Source organism: Planomicrobium soli (assembly GCF_003014655.1).
Taxonomy (GTDB): Bacteria; Bacillota; Bacilli; order Bacillales_A; family Planococcaceae; genus Planococcus; species Planococcus soli_B.
The window spans coordinates 260,074-273,202 of sequence record NZ_PYAT01000005.1; the positions used below are offsets into that span (position 1 = coordinate 260,074).

The window sequence follows — 13,129 nt, forward strand, 5'->3', positions numbered from 1 at the left end:
GAAACAGGCCAAAAGCGCTGTCTGGATTTGCGGATAAGCAAATCAGTGAAAGGATGATCAATTTGAAAAAATGGATTATGTTCGTTAACGGAACGATACTGGCTTTTAGTCTATCAGCTTGTGGCCAGACAACAGAGCCGGAAGTCGGGAATGGAGCAGAAAATGGTTCAGCAAGCCAATTGACGGCAGTGGAAGTGTACGAAGATGCATTAAAAGCGGCAGAAGAAGTGGGCAGCCTGCATGCGGATATTGCAACAAAACAGCAGATGAAGATGCAGCCGGATGGCATGGCAATGGATGTATCTATAGATGCCGGCATGGACCTGACCCGGAATCCTGAAGCGTTCCATCACCAGTCGGAAACTTCCATCGTGTCTGAAGATATACAAAATGAAACCCCAACTTTCATGGAGATGTATCTTACTGAAGAAGGATTGTACTTATACGAGGCTTCGATGGATACATGGCTGAAGCTGCAAGATGAAGCCATTGAAGATTTTAAGCTGCTTGCTGATCAGCAAACTGCAGATCCTGCTCACCAATTAAAAGGCTTGAAGTCCCTTAGTGAAAATTTCTCATTAGAAGAAACGGAAGGAGAATATGCTTTAATACTGGAGTCATCTGGCGAGGCATTCTATCCTTTACTAACGGAGCAGCTGAAGAAAACATTCGGCCAAATGGAAATTGGGACGCCGATGAAAAGCGAAGATATGGAAATTCGTTCTGTCCGGTTCGAGTTCCAACTCGATAAAAAATCCCTCCAAGTCTTATCTTTGAAAATGGATGCGGATTTCGATGTGAAAATCGGGGAAGATTTGATGTCCATCCAGTCTCAAGTAGATTCCGTATATAAAAACTACAACGAAGTGGCGGAAATTGTTTTGCCGGACGAAGTCATCGAACAAGCGCAAACATTGGAATGAAAACGACAAAAAGCCTGCCTTTTGGCGGGTTTTTTTATTGTTTCTTTATTCTGTATTAAAATAATCGGAAATCAAGAATCCTATCCCTTCTTAGGATTTCAAAAATGACCATAATAGGCCATTATCATCTAAATGAAAATAATTCTCAGTAAATCATTGACTCTCTTTTTCAAACTGCTATACTAAAACTTGTGCGAGTGATAATCATTATCAATTTGCAAGAAGTTGAAACACTTTATAAACAAGGATGAGGGCAGTAATGAAAAAACGTTATTTAATACCTACATTGATCATACTGTCAGTTGTCTCTTTGTTTATCGGAGTCAGCAGTATCAGTATCATGGATCTGCTGGATTTCCAATCTGAAGAGACACAAATCTTCCTCATCAGCCGTCTGCCACGGTTGGTAGCGATTTTGCTTGCAGGCGCTGGCATGAGTATGGCAGGACTCATTATGCAGCAGTTGAGCCGCAACAAATTTGTGTCTCCGACAACCGCAGGTACACTTGACGCCACTCGTCTTGGGATTTTAGTTTCCATGCTGCTGTTTGCCAATGCATCGATGCTGGAGAAAATGACGCTGGCGTTCGCTTTTGCACTTGCGGGAACTTTCCTTTTTATGCAAATTCTTAACCGCATCAAGTTTAAAGATGCTATTTTTATTCCGCTTGTCGGAATGATGTTCGGAAACATCTTGTCTTCAATCACGACGTTCTTTGCATACCGGGCTGATGTAATCCAAAACATGTCAGCGTGGATGCAAGGCGACTTTTCGATGATCATGAAGGGGAGCTATGAACTGCTGTACATCAGTTTGCCGGTCTTTGTTATCGCCTATCTTTATGCTAACCGTTTCACGGTGGCCGGGATGGGAGAGGATTTCTCCAAAAATCTGGGGCTGAAGTATCGGAGTGTTGTCAATATTGGGTTAGTCTTGGTTGCGCTGATCACTGCAACGGTCGTTTTGACTGTCGGGATCATTCCGTTTCTTGGGCTGATCATTCCGAATATCGTCTCTATCTTCAAAGGCGATCACTTGCAGAAGACATTGCCCCATACTGCAATGCTCGGAGCAATTTTCTTGTTGCTTTGCGATATTTTAGGAAGAGTTCTTATTTATCCATATGAAATCTCCATTAGTTTAATGGTCGGCGTCATTGGAAGTTTTATTTTCCTCTTCTTGCTGTTTAGGAGGAAAGCATATGCGTGATTTACATAAACTGATGATTCTTGTTGGTTTGGCAATACTGGCATGTGCCGCTTATCTGTTTCACGATTTGAACGGCAGTTTCGACTACGCACTGCCGCGGCGTGGAGTAAAAGTGTTTGCCATGGTGCTCACTGGGGTGGCAATTGCTTATGCCACAGTCGTCTTTCAGACGATTACCCATAACCGTATTTTGACGCCAAGTATTATGGGGCTCGATTCCCTTTATATGCTGCTTCAAACGTTGTTGATTTTTTTCCTTGGCTCCAGCCATGTAACGATTATCAACAAACAAGTTAATTTCATTTTGTCCATACTTGTGATGGTTGTATTCGCTTTACTGTTTTATCAGTTGCTTTTTAAAAAAGGAAACCAGCCTATTTATTTTCTGCTTTTAGTCGGCATCATTTGCGGGACGTTTTTTTCGAGCATTTCGACATTCCTGCAAGTGCTGATCGATCCGAATGAATTTCAAATAGTACAGGACCGGATGTTTGCCAGCTTCAATAACGTCAACGCCGATCTGGTTTGGACATCGCTTGTAATTATCATCGTATTAGTCGTCTTTGCTTGGCGGCATAATGGGTCGCTGGATGTCTTGTCATTGGGGCGGGACACGGCAATTAACCTTGGCGTGAATTATGATGCGCTTGTTAAACTGATGCTCGTGCTGGCGGCAGTGCTGATTGCGGTTGCTACTGCACTTGTTGGGCCAATTACATTTTTCGGGTTGATCGTCGCCAATTTATCTTATCAATTCTTTAAGTCCTATAAGCATTCAACAATTATTTTTGGTGCCATTATTATTAGTGTGATTGCACTTGTCGGCGGTCAATGGGTAGTGGAGCGAATCTTCACTTTCAATACGACATTGAGTGTGATCGTCAACTTTATCGGTGGGATTTACTTTATTTATCTACTATTAAAGGAGAGTCGGTCTAAATGATACAAGTTCGTGAATTGACAAAGCTTTATGGCAAAAAACAAGTTGTGGAAAATGTCACGGTTGATATTCAGCAAGGCCAGATCACTTCGTTTATTGGGCCGAACGGAGCGGGGAAATCGACGCTGCTTTCCATGGTCAGCCGGTTGCTTGATGCAGATACTGGAGAAGTGTTGATCGATCAAACCAACTCCAAAAAGATGAAATCAAATGATTTTTCCAAGAGAGTATCGATTTTAAAGCAGTCCAATTACATGAACGTGCGTTTGACGATTCGTGAACTTGTTTCTTTTGGCCGTTTCCCTTACTCAAAAGGCCGCTTGAACGGCGAAGATGAAAAAATGGTTGACCAGGCACTTGAATACATGGATTTGAAGGATATGGAACACTCTTATCTGAACGAACTTTCCGGTGGACAGCGGCAGCGTGCGTTTATCGCGATGGTTATTGCCCAAGATACCGATTATGTCTTGCTTGATGAACCGCTAAACAATCTGGACATGAAGCATTCGGTCCAAATCATGAAAATTTTGCGCCGTTTGGTTGATGAACTTGGCAAGACGGTTGTCATCGTCCTTCACGATATCAACTTTGCATCTGTTTACTCAGACCGGATTGTGGCATTGAAAAATGGGCGTGTGATCAAGGACGGAACAACTGCAGAGATTATCCAAAGCGATGCTTTGAAAGAAATTTATGATATGGATATTCCGATTCAGCAAATGGATAATTGCCGGATTTGTGTTTACTTTAATTCTTAATAAAAGGAGATGGAATAGATGAAGAAATTATTGCTATTAACATTTGCGTTAATGATGGTTGCTTTCTTGGCTGCCTGTGGATCAACTAGCGAAGCAGGGGAAACAAGCGCATCAGAAGGAACTACGGAAAAAATGACGGTGACGCATGAACTTGGAGAAACGGAAATTTCGAAGAATCCTAAAAATGTAGTGGTATTTGATTATGGTGTATTAGATTCATTGGACAAACTAGGCGTTGAAGTTGCAGGAGTGCCTCAAGCGATGGTACCTGCGTACTTGGAAAAATACACAGACACAGAAAAATACAAAAACGTCGGAACTTTAAAAGAAGCTGATTTTGAAGCAATCAATGCGATGAAGCCGGACTTGATCATCATTTCTGGACGTCAGGCTGAGATGTATGAAGAGTTTGCAAGTATCGCACCAACAATCCATATGGCAGTCGATACGAACAATTACATGGATTCGTTCACTGAAAACATGACCCTTCTTGGCGAAATCTTCGGTAAAGAAGAGCAGGTTAAAGAAGAATTGGCAACAGTCAATACAGAAATCGAAGGCGTAAAAGAAGCTGTCGGCAAGTCAGATGAAAAAGCATTAATCTTGTTGGCGAACGAAGGCAAGATCAGTGCATACGGACCGGCTTCACGCTTTGGCATCATCCATGACGTATTTGGTGTTCCGGCGGCGGATGAAGGCATTGAAGTTTCAACTCACGGCCAGAGCGTTACATTTGAATACATCCTGGATAAAAATCCGGACATCATCTTTGTAGTCGACCGCAATGCAGCAGTTGGCGCAGGTGCAAGTGCAAAAGATTCACTTGAGAACGAATTGGTGCAAAAGACAAACGCTTTTAAAAACGGCAAGATCATCTACTTGGATCCGGACTACTGGTACATGTCGGGTGGCGGATTTGAATCTGTCAGCGCCATGGTGAAAGAAATCCAATCGGCGTACAAGTAAAACAGGGGGGCTATTACATGTTTGTGCAAATGAAGCGAATTGTCGTCAAGGAAGGCTTTTCTGAACCTGTCTTAGCCAAGTTTTCCGGTGAAGGGAAACTGGAAAAACAGCCTGGGTTTATCGATTTGGCGGTGCTGAAGAAAAACGTCAGACGCGGCGACGAAGAAGTGGTTGTCTACGTCCGATGGGAATCAGAAGAAGCGTGGAAGAACTGGGAAAAGAATCCGGATCACATCGCAGGGCATAAAGCGAATCTTGGAAAGCCGAAACCGGATCATGTTCTGGAATCGTCTCAGGCCACTTACCATGTTCATGCAGTAAAATGAGGCAAAAGGCGAACCGCTGGAGGTTCGCCTTTTTTCTTGCTTCCAAATAAGGGATAATAAAAGAGAGAAAAGAGGGGTGAGCCGATGTTTTTAGCTTGGAATGAACTTAAAAAGAATAAATTGCGATTTGTTCTGATTATCGGCGTGCTGATGCTGGTGGCATACCTGGTCTTCTTTTTATCGGGTCTGGCAAACGGACTAGCCAGCTTGAATAGGGAAGCGGTGGATAAATGGGATGCTTCGGCAATTGTGTTGACAGAAGAATCCGATAAGAGCCTGCTTCAATCCACTATGTCCATTGACGAAATGGATGCTATTCAGGCGGGTGAAACGGCGGTGATCGGGCAAATCAATGCCATCGCCCAAACAGGTGATAAAAAAGCCAATGTTTCTATCTTCGGCATTGAAAAAGATGAATTTATTATGCCCGATATTATAGAGGGTGAAGAATTTTCGGCAGCCAATGAAGTGGTTGCAGCTGATGCCTTAAAAGAAGAAGGCTTTGGATTAGGTGATAAATTGACCTTGTCTTCTACTGATGAAACTTTGACTATTGTCGGTTTTACGGCAGAGGCCCGATTCAATGCAGCGCCTGTCCTATACGGGGACTTGGCAACTTTCCGGCGGATCAAATTCGGGGATGCGGCAGAGGCCAATGGCGATCAGATCAATGGAATTATCGTACGATCGAACAGTCTCTCAAACCTTGCGGGCAACGAAGAGTTAGAAGTGATCGAATCTGAAACATTTATTGAAAACTTGCCGGGCTATACCGAACAAAGCTTGACGTTAAATTTCATGATTTACTTTTTATTCATCATTTCCTCTGTTATTGTCGCGATTTTCTTGTATGTATTGACCGTCCAGAAAATCAGTATGTTCGGAGTCATGAAAGCGCAAGGCATTCCAAGCGGCTATTTGGCTCGGTCAGTTATTGCCCAGACGTTTATACTGGCTGCGGTCGGCGTAATTGTGGGCTTTATCTTAACGCTGCTTTCCGGAGCTTTTCTGCCAAGTGCGATACCAGTAGCATTTGATATCCTGACAATGATCATATACGGATTTGTTTTAATTGTGGTGGCTATTCTCGGGGCAGTGTTCTCGGTGCTGACGATTGTGAAAATTGATCCGTTGAAAGCGATTGGAGGATAAAATATGGCAATTCTGGAAATGAAACAAGTGAAAAAAACATACGGTTCCGGGCATAAAATGGTGGAAGCTTTGAAAGAAACCGATTTTCGGGCGGATAAAGGAGAATTGATTGCGGTCATCGGCCCTTCGGGTTCAGGGAAAAGTACGTTTCTAACCATTGCCGGCGGGTTGTTGTCTCCGACAAGTGGTGAGATTTGGATCAATAAGCAAGACTTGAGCGGTTTGAATGAAAAACAGCGATCCAAAATCCGGTTGAAAGAAATCGGCTTTATTCTGCAGGCTTCTAACTTAGTGCCGTTTTTAACAATGGAAAACCAATTGAACTTGCTGGATAAAGTTAAAAAGGGCAATATGGCAAGAAACGAGAGAATGCAGCTTTTTGAAGATTTGGGAATCAGCGACCTCCGCAATAAATACCCGGCCGATTTATCTGGCGGGGAACGGCAGCGAGTTGCCATTGCAAAAGCCATCTATAGCAATCCGTCTATCATCTTGGCCGACGAACCTACTGCTTCTCTGGATTCGGATCGCGCATACGAAGTGATGGAATTATTGAAAAGTGAGACCAAGAACAAAAACACAACCACAATTGTAGTAACGCATGATATACGGTTGATTCATTACTGTGACAAAGTATATCGTATGACAGATGGCGTACTGGTGTTGGATAAAGAATAAATAATTGGCTCTTCCTTTTGTGCATGGCGCTAGGAAGAGTCTTTTTTACATAGGCCGCGTTTCCCTCAAACTATTTCAAGGTTTACGTTATAATAAATTAACAACCGAGGCGAAAGAGGGTGAGTAGCATCAAAAAATTTTTCTACCCGCTTGCAATGGCGACGCTAATTGTTTTTTTTGCAATTCTCATTACTTTTCCCAGCGTACAATTTCGGCAAATAGATATAGCAGCTTTTGAACTGCTAGGAGGAAACGCATTTGTCGACAGCTTATCGCTTCTTGGAGATCAATGGGTGATCATGACAATTAGCATTGCCTTGATTCTGTATTTGTGGATTCACCGCAAAAATTATCGGGGCATGCTGTTTGTTTTTTTTACTGCCGGTGTTGGAAATGTGCTGAATCAGTTGTTGAAACGCATTTTTGACCGTGAACGCCCCGATTTTCCACATGGCTTGGAAAGCTTCAGTTTTCCTTCAGGACATGCAATGGTCGGATTATTGTATTTGTTTACAATAGCGTATTTCATTACTGAACACCTTAATTCAAAGCTGATTAAACGGCTTGTGTGGTTAGGGGCCGCCATTCTTGCAATTGGTATAGGATTGTCTCGTGTAGCAGGCGGCGAACATTATTTTTCAGATGTCTTAGCTGGATGGTGTGCAGGCTATTCGTGGTTTGTGGCAGTTGCAATTTGGTATGAGATGCGTGAACGGCTCTTTAAAGAGTATTTGCAGAAACGAACAACAAGGACGGTCCGATAAACGGATCGTCCTTGTTGTTTCTTTCTTATAATTTTTGGATTGAAGGATCTTCTCCCAATTGATTGAGCCGCGCGGCGAAACTTTGATCGCTGGCAGGTCCTGTCCCTCTTAGAACGTCCTGCATCGAATAGGCTTGGGAGCCATGTTCTGTAAAGTCGAGGCCAGTTTCCTCTTCTTCAGCAGTGACACGAAGCGGAATAAAGACGTTGATAGCTGAAATCGCCAGGCCGGCTGCAATTGAAGTCCAGGCGATGACAGCCAGAACGCCGACTGTTTGGATGCCTAGAATTTCAGCTCCGCCTCCGTAAAGAATACCGCCATTTGTATCGAAAAAGCCTAACGCCAGAGTTCCCCATACTCCGACGATTCCATGTACGGAAATCGCGCCGACAGGATCGTCAACCCGGATTTTCGAATCGAGGATTCGGACGCTTTCTGTCATAACAACGCCTGCGATCAGTCCAATGATGATTGAACCCAAAAGCGAAACGTTAGCACATCCGGCAGTAATCCCGACTAGCCCACTCAATGCGCCGTTCATCGTAAGTGAAGCGTCAATGCGCCCATATCTGTAACGGGTATAGGCTGCTGTAGAGATAATGCCTGCCGAAGCAGCAAGCAGTGTATTGGCAATAATGGATGGTACAAGAGCCGGGTCTGCCGACAGTGTGCTGGCACCGTTAAAACCAAACCAGCCTACCCAAAGAATGAACACACCGAGGGCACCTAATGGCAAGTTATGCCCAGGAATGGTGTTGACCGTTTTTCCAGAATATTTTCCGATGCGTGGTCCGAGTTTCCAAGCTACGATGAAAGCAGCTGAAGCCCCGGTTAAATGGACAACGGTTGAACCGGCAAAGTCAATAAAGCCGAGCTGCGATAACCAGCCGCCTCCCCATATCCAATGGCCGACGACTGGATAAATTACAGCGATCATAACAACCGTCATTGTGATGTAAGCAGACAAATGCATGCGTTCTGCTACTGCTCCGGAAATGATTGTCGCGCAAGTTGCGGCGAAAACTGCCTGAAAAACGAAGAATCCAATATCTTCGCGGCCAAGGAGTGCAAAACCATCAGTACCGATCAGGCCAAAGGCTGACGTGCCGAACATAAGTGCAAAACCGATGAAAAAGAAAAGAACGGAGCCAATGGCCACTGTAAGCAAGTTTTTCATTAAAATGTTCAACGTATTTTTGGAACGGGTAAATCCTGTTTCCACCATTGCAAATCCGGCATGCATAAAGAATACGAGAATCGCTCCGAGCATAACCCATAACATATCAACTGAACCTTGAACTGCTTCCATTTGTTTTCCCCCTTATCCGACGGCGACAGCGCCGCGTTCTCTTGTTCTGATGCGAATAGCTTCTTCCACTGGCAAAATAAAAATTTTGCCATCTCCTACTTGTCCTGTAGATGCATATTGCAACAACGCTTCTACGATATCTTCGACTTTGTCATCTTCCACAACCATTTCAAGTTTCAGCTTTGGAGAAAATTCCATGGTGTAGGCATTTCCGCGGAATAAGCCGACCCGGCCTTCTTGTTTACCGATTCCAGCTATTTCAGTGACAGAAAGTCCGTCAATTCCTTCTAAAGCCAATGCTTGGCGAACATCAGCGAAAACAGATGGACGGATGATCGTTTCAATCTTTTTCATATTTCCTCCTCCTTCATGTTAGGTTTGTTAACATCATAATCAAACTATTCAAATAACGCAAGCTTTTATTTTCATCAATGTTAGGAAACCTAACATTTTGTTTGTGGTAAACTGATTACGAGGTGATTCTATGTATAAAATTTCCGAAGAATTAGCTGTTTTAGGGATAGAGCGGATCAAAGGATTTCCTGTGGAAGGTTTTGTACGTGGAGAAGGTCCGCGAAATCCGGCGCTTATGCTGGTAGGGGAGGCACCCGGAGAAAATGAAGTGGAAACCGGTATTCCGTTTACCGGCAGAGCAGGAAAAGAATTGATGGCTTCTCTAGCAAGTATCGGTTTGTCCAGAGAAGATGTATATATAACAAGTGCAGTCCGAAGCCGCCCTTATAAATGGGGGGAGAAAAAAGAGCGCAACGGTGAAATAGTGAAACGGAAATACAACCGTGCGCCGTCAAAGAAAGAAGTTATTGCTCATGCGCCGATATTGGACACGGAAATTCGCGATATCCACCCACCGATCATTGTTACTCTTGGAAACGTTGGGCTTCAGCGGCTAGTTGGCCCTCAGGCAAAGGTCACGCAACTGCATGGCACCTTAATGGAAACGCCGATTTTAATATGGAATGAGAAAACGAAGGCGTTTGAATCTTCCGAAACTAATTATCATGTATTCCCTACATTTCATCCGGCCAGCGTTTTCTATAATCCGCCTGTCCGCGTCCATAAAGAAGAAGACTGGCGGAAGTTAGGGGAGTTATTGCGGACCAAAAAATAAGGAAGGCTCTATTAGTGCGAAAGAAATTCTCTAAGCATAATAGAAAGAACTGAAAGAAAAATGAAATATCTTTCTTGATTGAAAAAAGTTGCGCAGAGGAAACTTCTGCCGTACAATTAGCGTATTCAAGTGAAAAAGAAAGTGGATGATGCTATGGACTCGGCAGTTTTATTTGCGTTGGGGTTAACTTTATTTGCTGGGCTTGCAACTGGAATCGGAAGCTTGATCGCATTTTTTGCTTCTCGGACAAATACGAAATTTTTATCGATCTCTCTGGGTTTTTCTGCAGGTGTAATGATTTATGTATCTATGGTTGAGATCTTTGTGAAAGCGAAAACGGCGTTGACGACAGCCCACGGCGACTCGTTGGGATATTGGCTGACGATTGGCGGATTTTTTGGCGGAATGGTTTTCATGGCAGCTCTGGATCGGATTTTGCCGCAGCTCGAAAATCCACATGAAGTTAAAACGGTTGAAGACATGGATGCAGGACCAACTAATGATCAGTACGCACATTTGCGGAAGATGGGAATTTTTACGGCTTTGGCGATTGGAATTCACAACTTTCCGGAAGGAATTGCGACCTTCATGTCAGCAATTCAAGATCCAAGCCTTGGTATAGCGATTGCCATTGCAGTTGCGATTCATAATATTCCGGAAGGGATTGCGGTGTCTGTACCGATCTATTACGCAACAGGGAGCCGGAAAAAAGCTTTCCAATACAGTGTCTTATCTGGATTATCAGAACCGGTTGGTGCAATTGCAGCATGGCTGATTTTGATGCCGTTCATGAGCGATACAATGTTTGGCATCGTTTTTGCAGGAGTGGCGGGCATCATGGTATTTATCTCGCTGGATGAATTGCTGCCGGCAGCTAAACGGTATGACGAAGCCCATCTATCCATTTATGGTCTGATAGCAGGAATGGCAGTTATGGCTGTCAGCTTGGTATTGATTGCATGAAGCCTAAAAAAGAACGCCTCCTTATCTCGTAGAAAAGAGAAAAAGGAGGCGTTCTTTTTATGGGCATTAATTCGATAGAACAAACGCATGAAGAAATAGCAAAGGCACTCGGTTGGACCATAGATTCTCCGTAGGAAACGATTTACAATGGCTTTCTAAAATAATGACCTTTCACTCTGCAGTTTACAATCCAAAAGTCGTGGGTAGAGTATTGGCAATAAAAGAGTTTTTCCAAAATGAAAAAATCAAACTTCAGAGAACCCGCTATCCGGTATGGGATTGTTGGCTGCAGCCGAAGCGGATGGCAGAGCGCTGCAAAACATTGCTGAAGGAACTAAACGCTTAGAGCGAACAAAATTATTCAAGTGATATAAGGATCTTGCGCTTTCAACAGCGTCTCAATATGAATTGCAAAATGCGTTTGCTATGCAAAATCTTTCAAATGCCGCCTTCTCGCTTCTTTGGAAACATTAATGCAAACTCAGCTAGCTGCTGCGATAGCAAGCATTAACGCAGCTGTTATAGCCTCTTCCACCAATCATGCTGACTACTCGTGAATAGTTTGAAAAGTGGAACATTTTTCGCTGGCTTGTTACTTTATTCCTTAAAATGTATAGTTAAGGTGTAAAGACAGTTAGTTACATGTGTAAAGACAAGGGGAGAGAAGATGGCTACGTTAACGGAAAAGGAAGTAAAACCAATATCAAAAAATAAACTTTTAGGAATTGCAGGTTTAGGTTGGCTTTTTGATGCAATGGATGTAGGGATATTAGCATTCGTCATTGCGGCCCTTCACCAAGATTGGAATTTAACGACTCAGCAAATGGGATGGATCGGCAGCGTCAATTCTATTGGGATGGCAGTTGGGGCTTTTGTATTCGGCATTTACGCGGACCGTATTGGCCGGAAAAAGATATTTATTTTTACATTATTGCTGTTCTCGCTGGCCAGCGGTTTATCAGCCTTTACGACAACATTGGCGGCATTCATGATTTTGCGCTTTTTTATTGGGATGGGGCTAGGGGGAGAACTCCCAGTCGCTTCGACACTGGTTTCAGAAAGTGTGCCAGCAGCGGAGCGCGGCCGAGTAGTCGTTCTGCTCGAGAGTTTTTGGGCAGGGGGCTGGCTAATTGCAGCAGTGATTTCGTATTTTATTATTCCATCGTTCGGCTGGCGTGTCGCTTTGCTGCTTACAGCATTGCCAGCTTTATATGCCCTTTATTTGCGGGTCAATTTGCCGGATTCACCTCAATTTACAGCGAAAAAGACAGGCCTTCAATCGATTTCGACAAATATCAAAAGTGTCTGGTCTAAAACTTATCGACGGCCAACCATAATGTTATGGATTGTCTGGTTCACGGTAGTCTTCTCTTATTATGGAATGTTCCTTTGGCTGCCAAGTGTTATGGTATTAAAAGGATTTTCGTTAATCCAAAGTTTTCAATACGTCCTTATTATGACATTAGCTCAATTGCCTGGCTATTTCTCTGCAGCTTGGCTTATTGAACGGATGGGGCGGAAATTTGTTCTCGTTACGTACTTGTTTGGAACGGCAGCAAGTGCGTTGGCTTTCGGCAATGCAGAGACTATCACCACATTGATTGTCGCAGGCGCATTCCTATCGTTCTTTAATCTAGGAGCATGGGGAGCATTATATGCTTATTCTCCTGAACAATATCCGACAGTGATACGGGGTACGGGGACAGGCATGGCGGCCTCCTTTGGCCGCATCGGCGGTATTCTTGGACCGCTGCTTGTAGGCTCACTACTTGCAGCCAATTACGAAATCAACTTTATTTTTAGCATCTTCTGTGGTTCAATCATCATCGGAGCATTAGCAGTTGCTTTTCTTGGGACAGAAACAAAACAACTCGAATTGGAGTAAAGAATAAAAGCTCAAATCATCTTTTGGTGGTTTGAGCTTTTATTGATTGTTTTTCCTGATAAAAAGCCATATCGTAAAGATAGGGAAATATTGCATGAAAATTCTCATATTTCAGCAGGTGAT

The 13,129-nt window shown here is 43.5% G+C and carries 14 protein-coding genes; 12 read left to right on the plus strand and 2 right to left on the minus strand.

Going from position 1 to position 13,129, the window contains the following annotated elements; all coding sequences use genetic code 11:
• The first annotated feature begins 62 nt into the window (after nucleotides 1-62).
• The 9 genes from B0H99_RS08765 to B0H99_RS08805 all read left to right on the plus strand — a co-directional run bounded on the left by B0H99_RS08765 (nucleotide 63) and on the right by B0H99_RS08805 (nucleotide 7,720).
• Nucleotides 63-923, plus strand: coding sequence for a DUF6612 family protein (locus B0H99_RS08765; RefSeq protein ID WP_106533268.1), 861 nt, complete (start codon nucleotides 63-65; stop codon nucleotides 921-923).
• 259 nt (nucleotides 924-1,182) lie between these two features.
• Nucleotides 1,183-2,133, plus strand: coding sequence for an ABC transporter permease (locus B0H99_RS08770; protein ID WP_106533269.1), 951 nt, complete (start codon nucleotides 1,183-1,185; stop codon nucleotides 2,131-2,133).
• Nucleotides 2,126-3,076 (plus strand): iron chelate uptake ABC transporter family permease subunit, encoded by a 951-nt coding sequence (locus B0H99_RS08775; protein WP_106533270.1) that lies wholly within the window; start codon nucleotides 2,126-2,128, stop codon nucleotides 3,074-3,076. The genes B0H99_RS08770 and B0H99_RS08775 overlap by 8 nt, the downstream gene beginning before the upstream one ends.
• On the plus strand, nucleotides 3,073-3,834 hold the full coding sequence (locus B0H99_RS08780; protein WP_106533271.1) for an iron ABC transporter ATP-binding protein: 762 nt from the start codon (nucleotides 3,073-3,075) through the stop codon (nucleotides 3,832-3,834). Before B0H99_RS08775 ends, B0H99_RS08780 begins: the two co-directional genes overlap by 4 nt.
• 18 nt (nucleotides 3,835-3,852) lie before the next feature.
• Entirely contained in the window at nucleotides 3,853-4,800 is a 948-nt protein-coding gene (locus tag B0H99_RS08785) for a siderophore ABC transporter substrate-binding protein (RefSeq protein ID WP_106533272.1), read from the plus strand.
• 17 nt (nucleotides 4,801-4,817) lie between these two features.
• Complete coding sequence (locus tag B0H99_RS08790; protein WP_106533273.1) at nucleotides 4,818-5,126, plus strand: antibiotic biosynthesis monooxygenase family protein; 309 nt, start codon at nucleotides 4,818-4,820, stop codon at nucleotides 5,124-5,126.
• Between the two features lie 84 nt (nucleotides 5,127-5,210).
• Complete coding sequence (locus B0H99_RS08795) at nucleotides 5,211-6,278, plus strand: ABC transporter permease (RefSeq protein WP_106533274.1); 1,068 nt, start codon at nucleotides 5,211-5,213, stop codon at nucleotides 6,276-6,278.
• A 3-nt stretch (nucleotides 6,279-6,281) separates the two neighbouring features.
• A complete protein-coding gene (locus B0H99_RS08800) occupies nucleotides 6,282-6,956 on the plus strand; it encodes an ABC transporter ATP-binding protein (protein ID WP_106533275.1) in 675 nt (224 codons plus the stop codon).
• A gap of 119 nt (nucleotides 6,957-7,075) precedes the next feature.
• Nucleotides 7,076-7,720, plus strand: coding sequence for a phosphatase PAP2 family protein (locus tag B0H99_RS08805; protein ID WP_106533276.1), 645 nt, complete (start codon nucleotides 7,076-7,078; stop codon nucleotides 7,718-7,720).
• Between the two features lie 25 nt (nucleotides 7,721-7,745).
• On the opposite strand, the gene B0H99_RS08810 is transcribed toward B0H99_RS08805, so the two are convergent.
• Nucleotides 7,746-9,029: an ammonium transporter gene (locus B0H99_RS08810; protein WP_106533277.1), complete on the minus strand. Its 1,284-nt coding sequence runs from the start codon at nucleotides 9,027-9,029 to the stop codon at nucleotides 7,746-7,748.
• A gap of 12 nt (nucleotides 9,030-9,041) precedes the next feature.
• Entirely contained in the window at nucleotides 9,042-9,383 is a 342-nt protein-coding gene (locus B0H99_RS08815) for a P-II family nitrogen regulator (RefSeq protein ID WP_106533278.1), read from the minus strand.
• 130 nt (nucleotides 9,384-9,513) lie between these two features.
• On the opposite strand from B0H99_RS08815, the gene B0H99_RS08820 reads away from it, so the two are divergent.
• From B0H99_RS08820 to B0H99_RS08835, 3 genes are all read left to right on the plus strand, one after another.
• Nucleotides 9,514-10,158 (plus strand): uracil-DNA glycosylase, encoded by a 645-nt coding sequence (locus tag B0H99_RS08820; RefSeq protein WP_106533279.1) that lies wholly within the window; start codon nucleotides 9,514-9,516, stop codon nucleotides 10,156-10,158.
• Nucleotides 10,159-10,311: 153 nt separating this feature from the next.
• A complete protein-coding gene (zupT, locus tag B0H99_RS08825) occupies nucleotides 10,312-11,121 on the plus strand; it encodes a zinc transporter ZupT (RefSeq protein ID WP_106533280.1) in 810 nt (269 codons plus the stop codon).
• Nucleotides 11,122-11,788: 667 nt separating this feature from the next.
• On the plus strand, nucleotides 11,789-13,006 hold the full coding sequence (locus B0H99_RS08835) for an MFS transporter (RefSeq protein ID WP_106533282.1): 1,218 nt from the start codon (nucleotides 11,789-11,791) through the stop codon (nucleotides 13,004-13,006).
• Nucleotides 13,007-13,129: the final 123 nt, after the last annotated feature.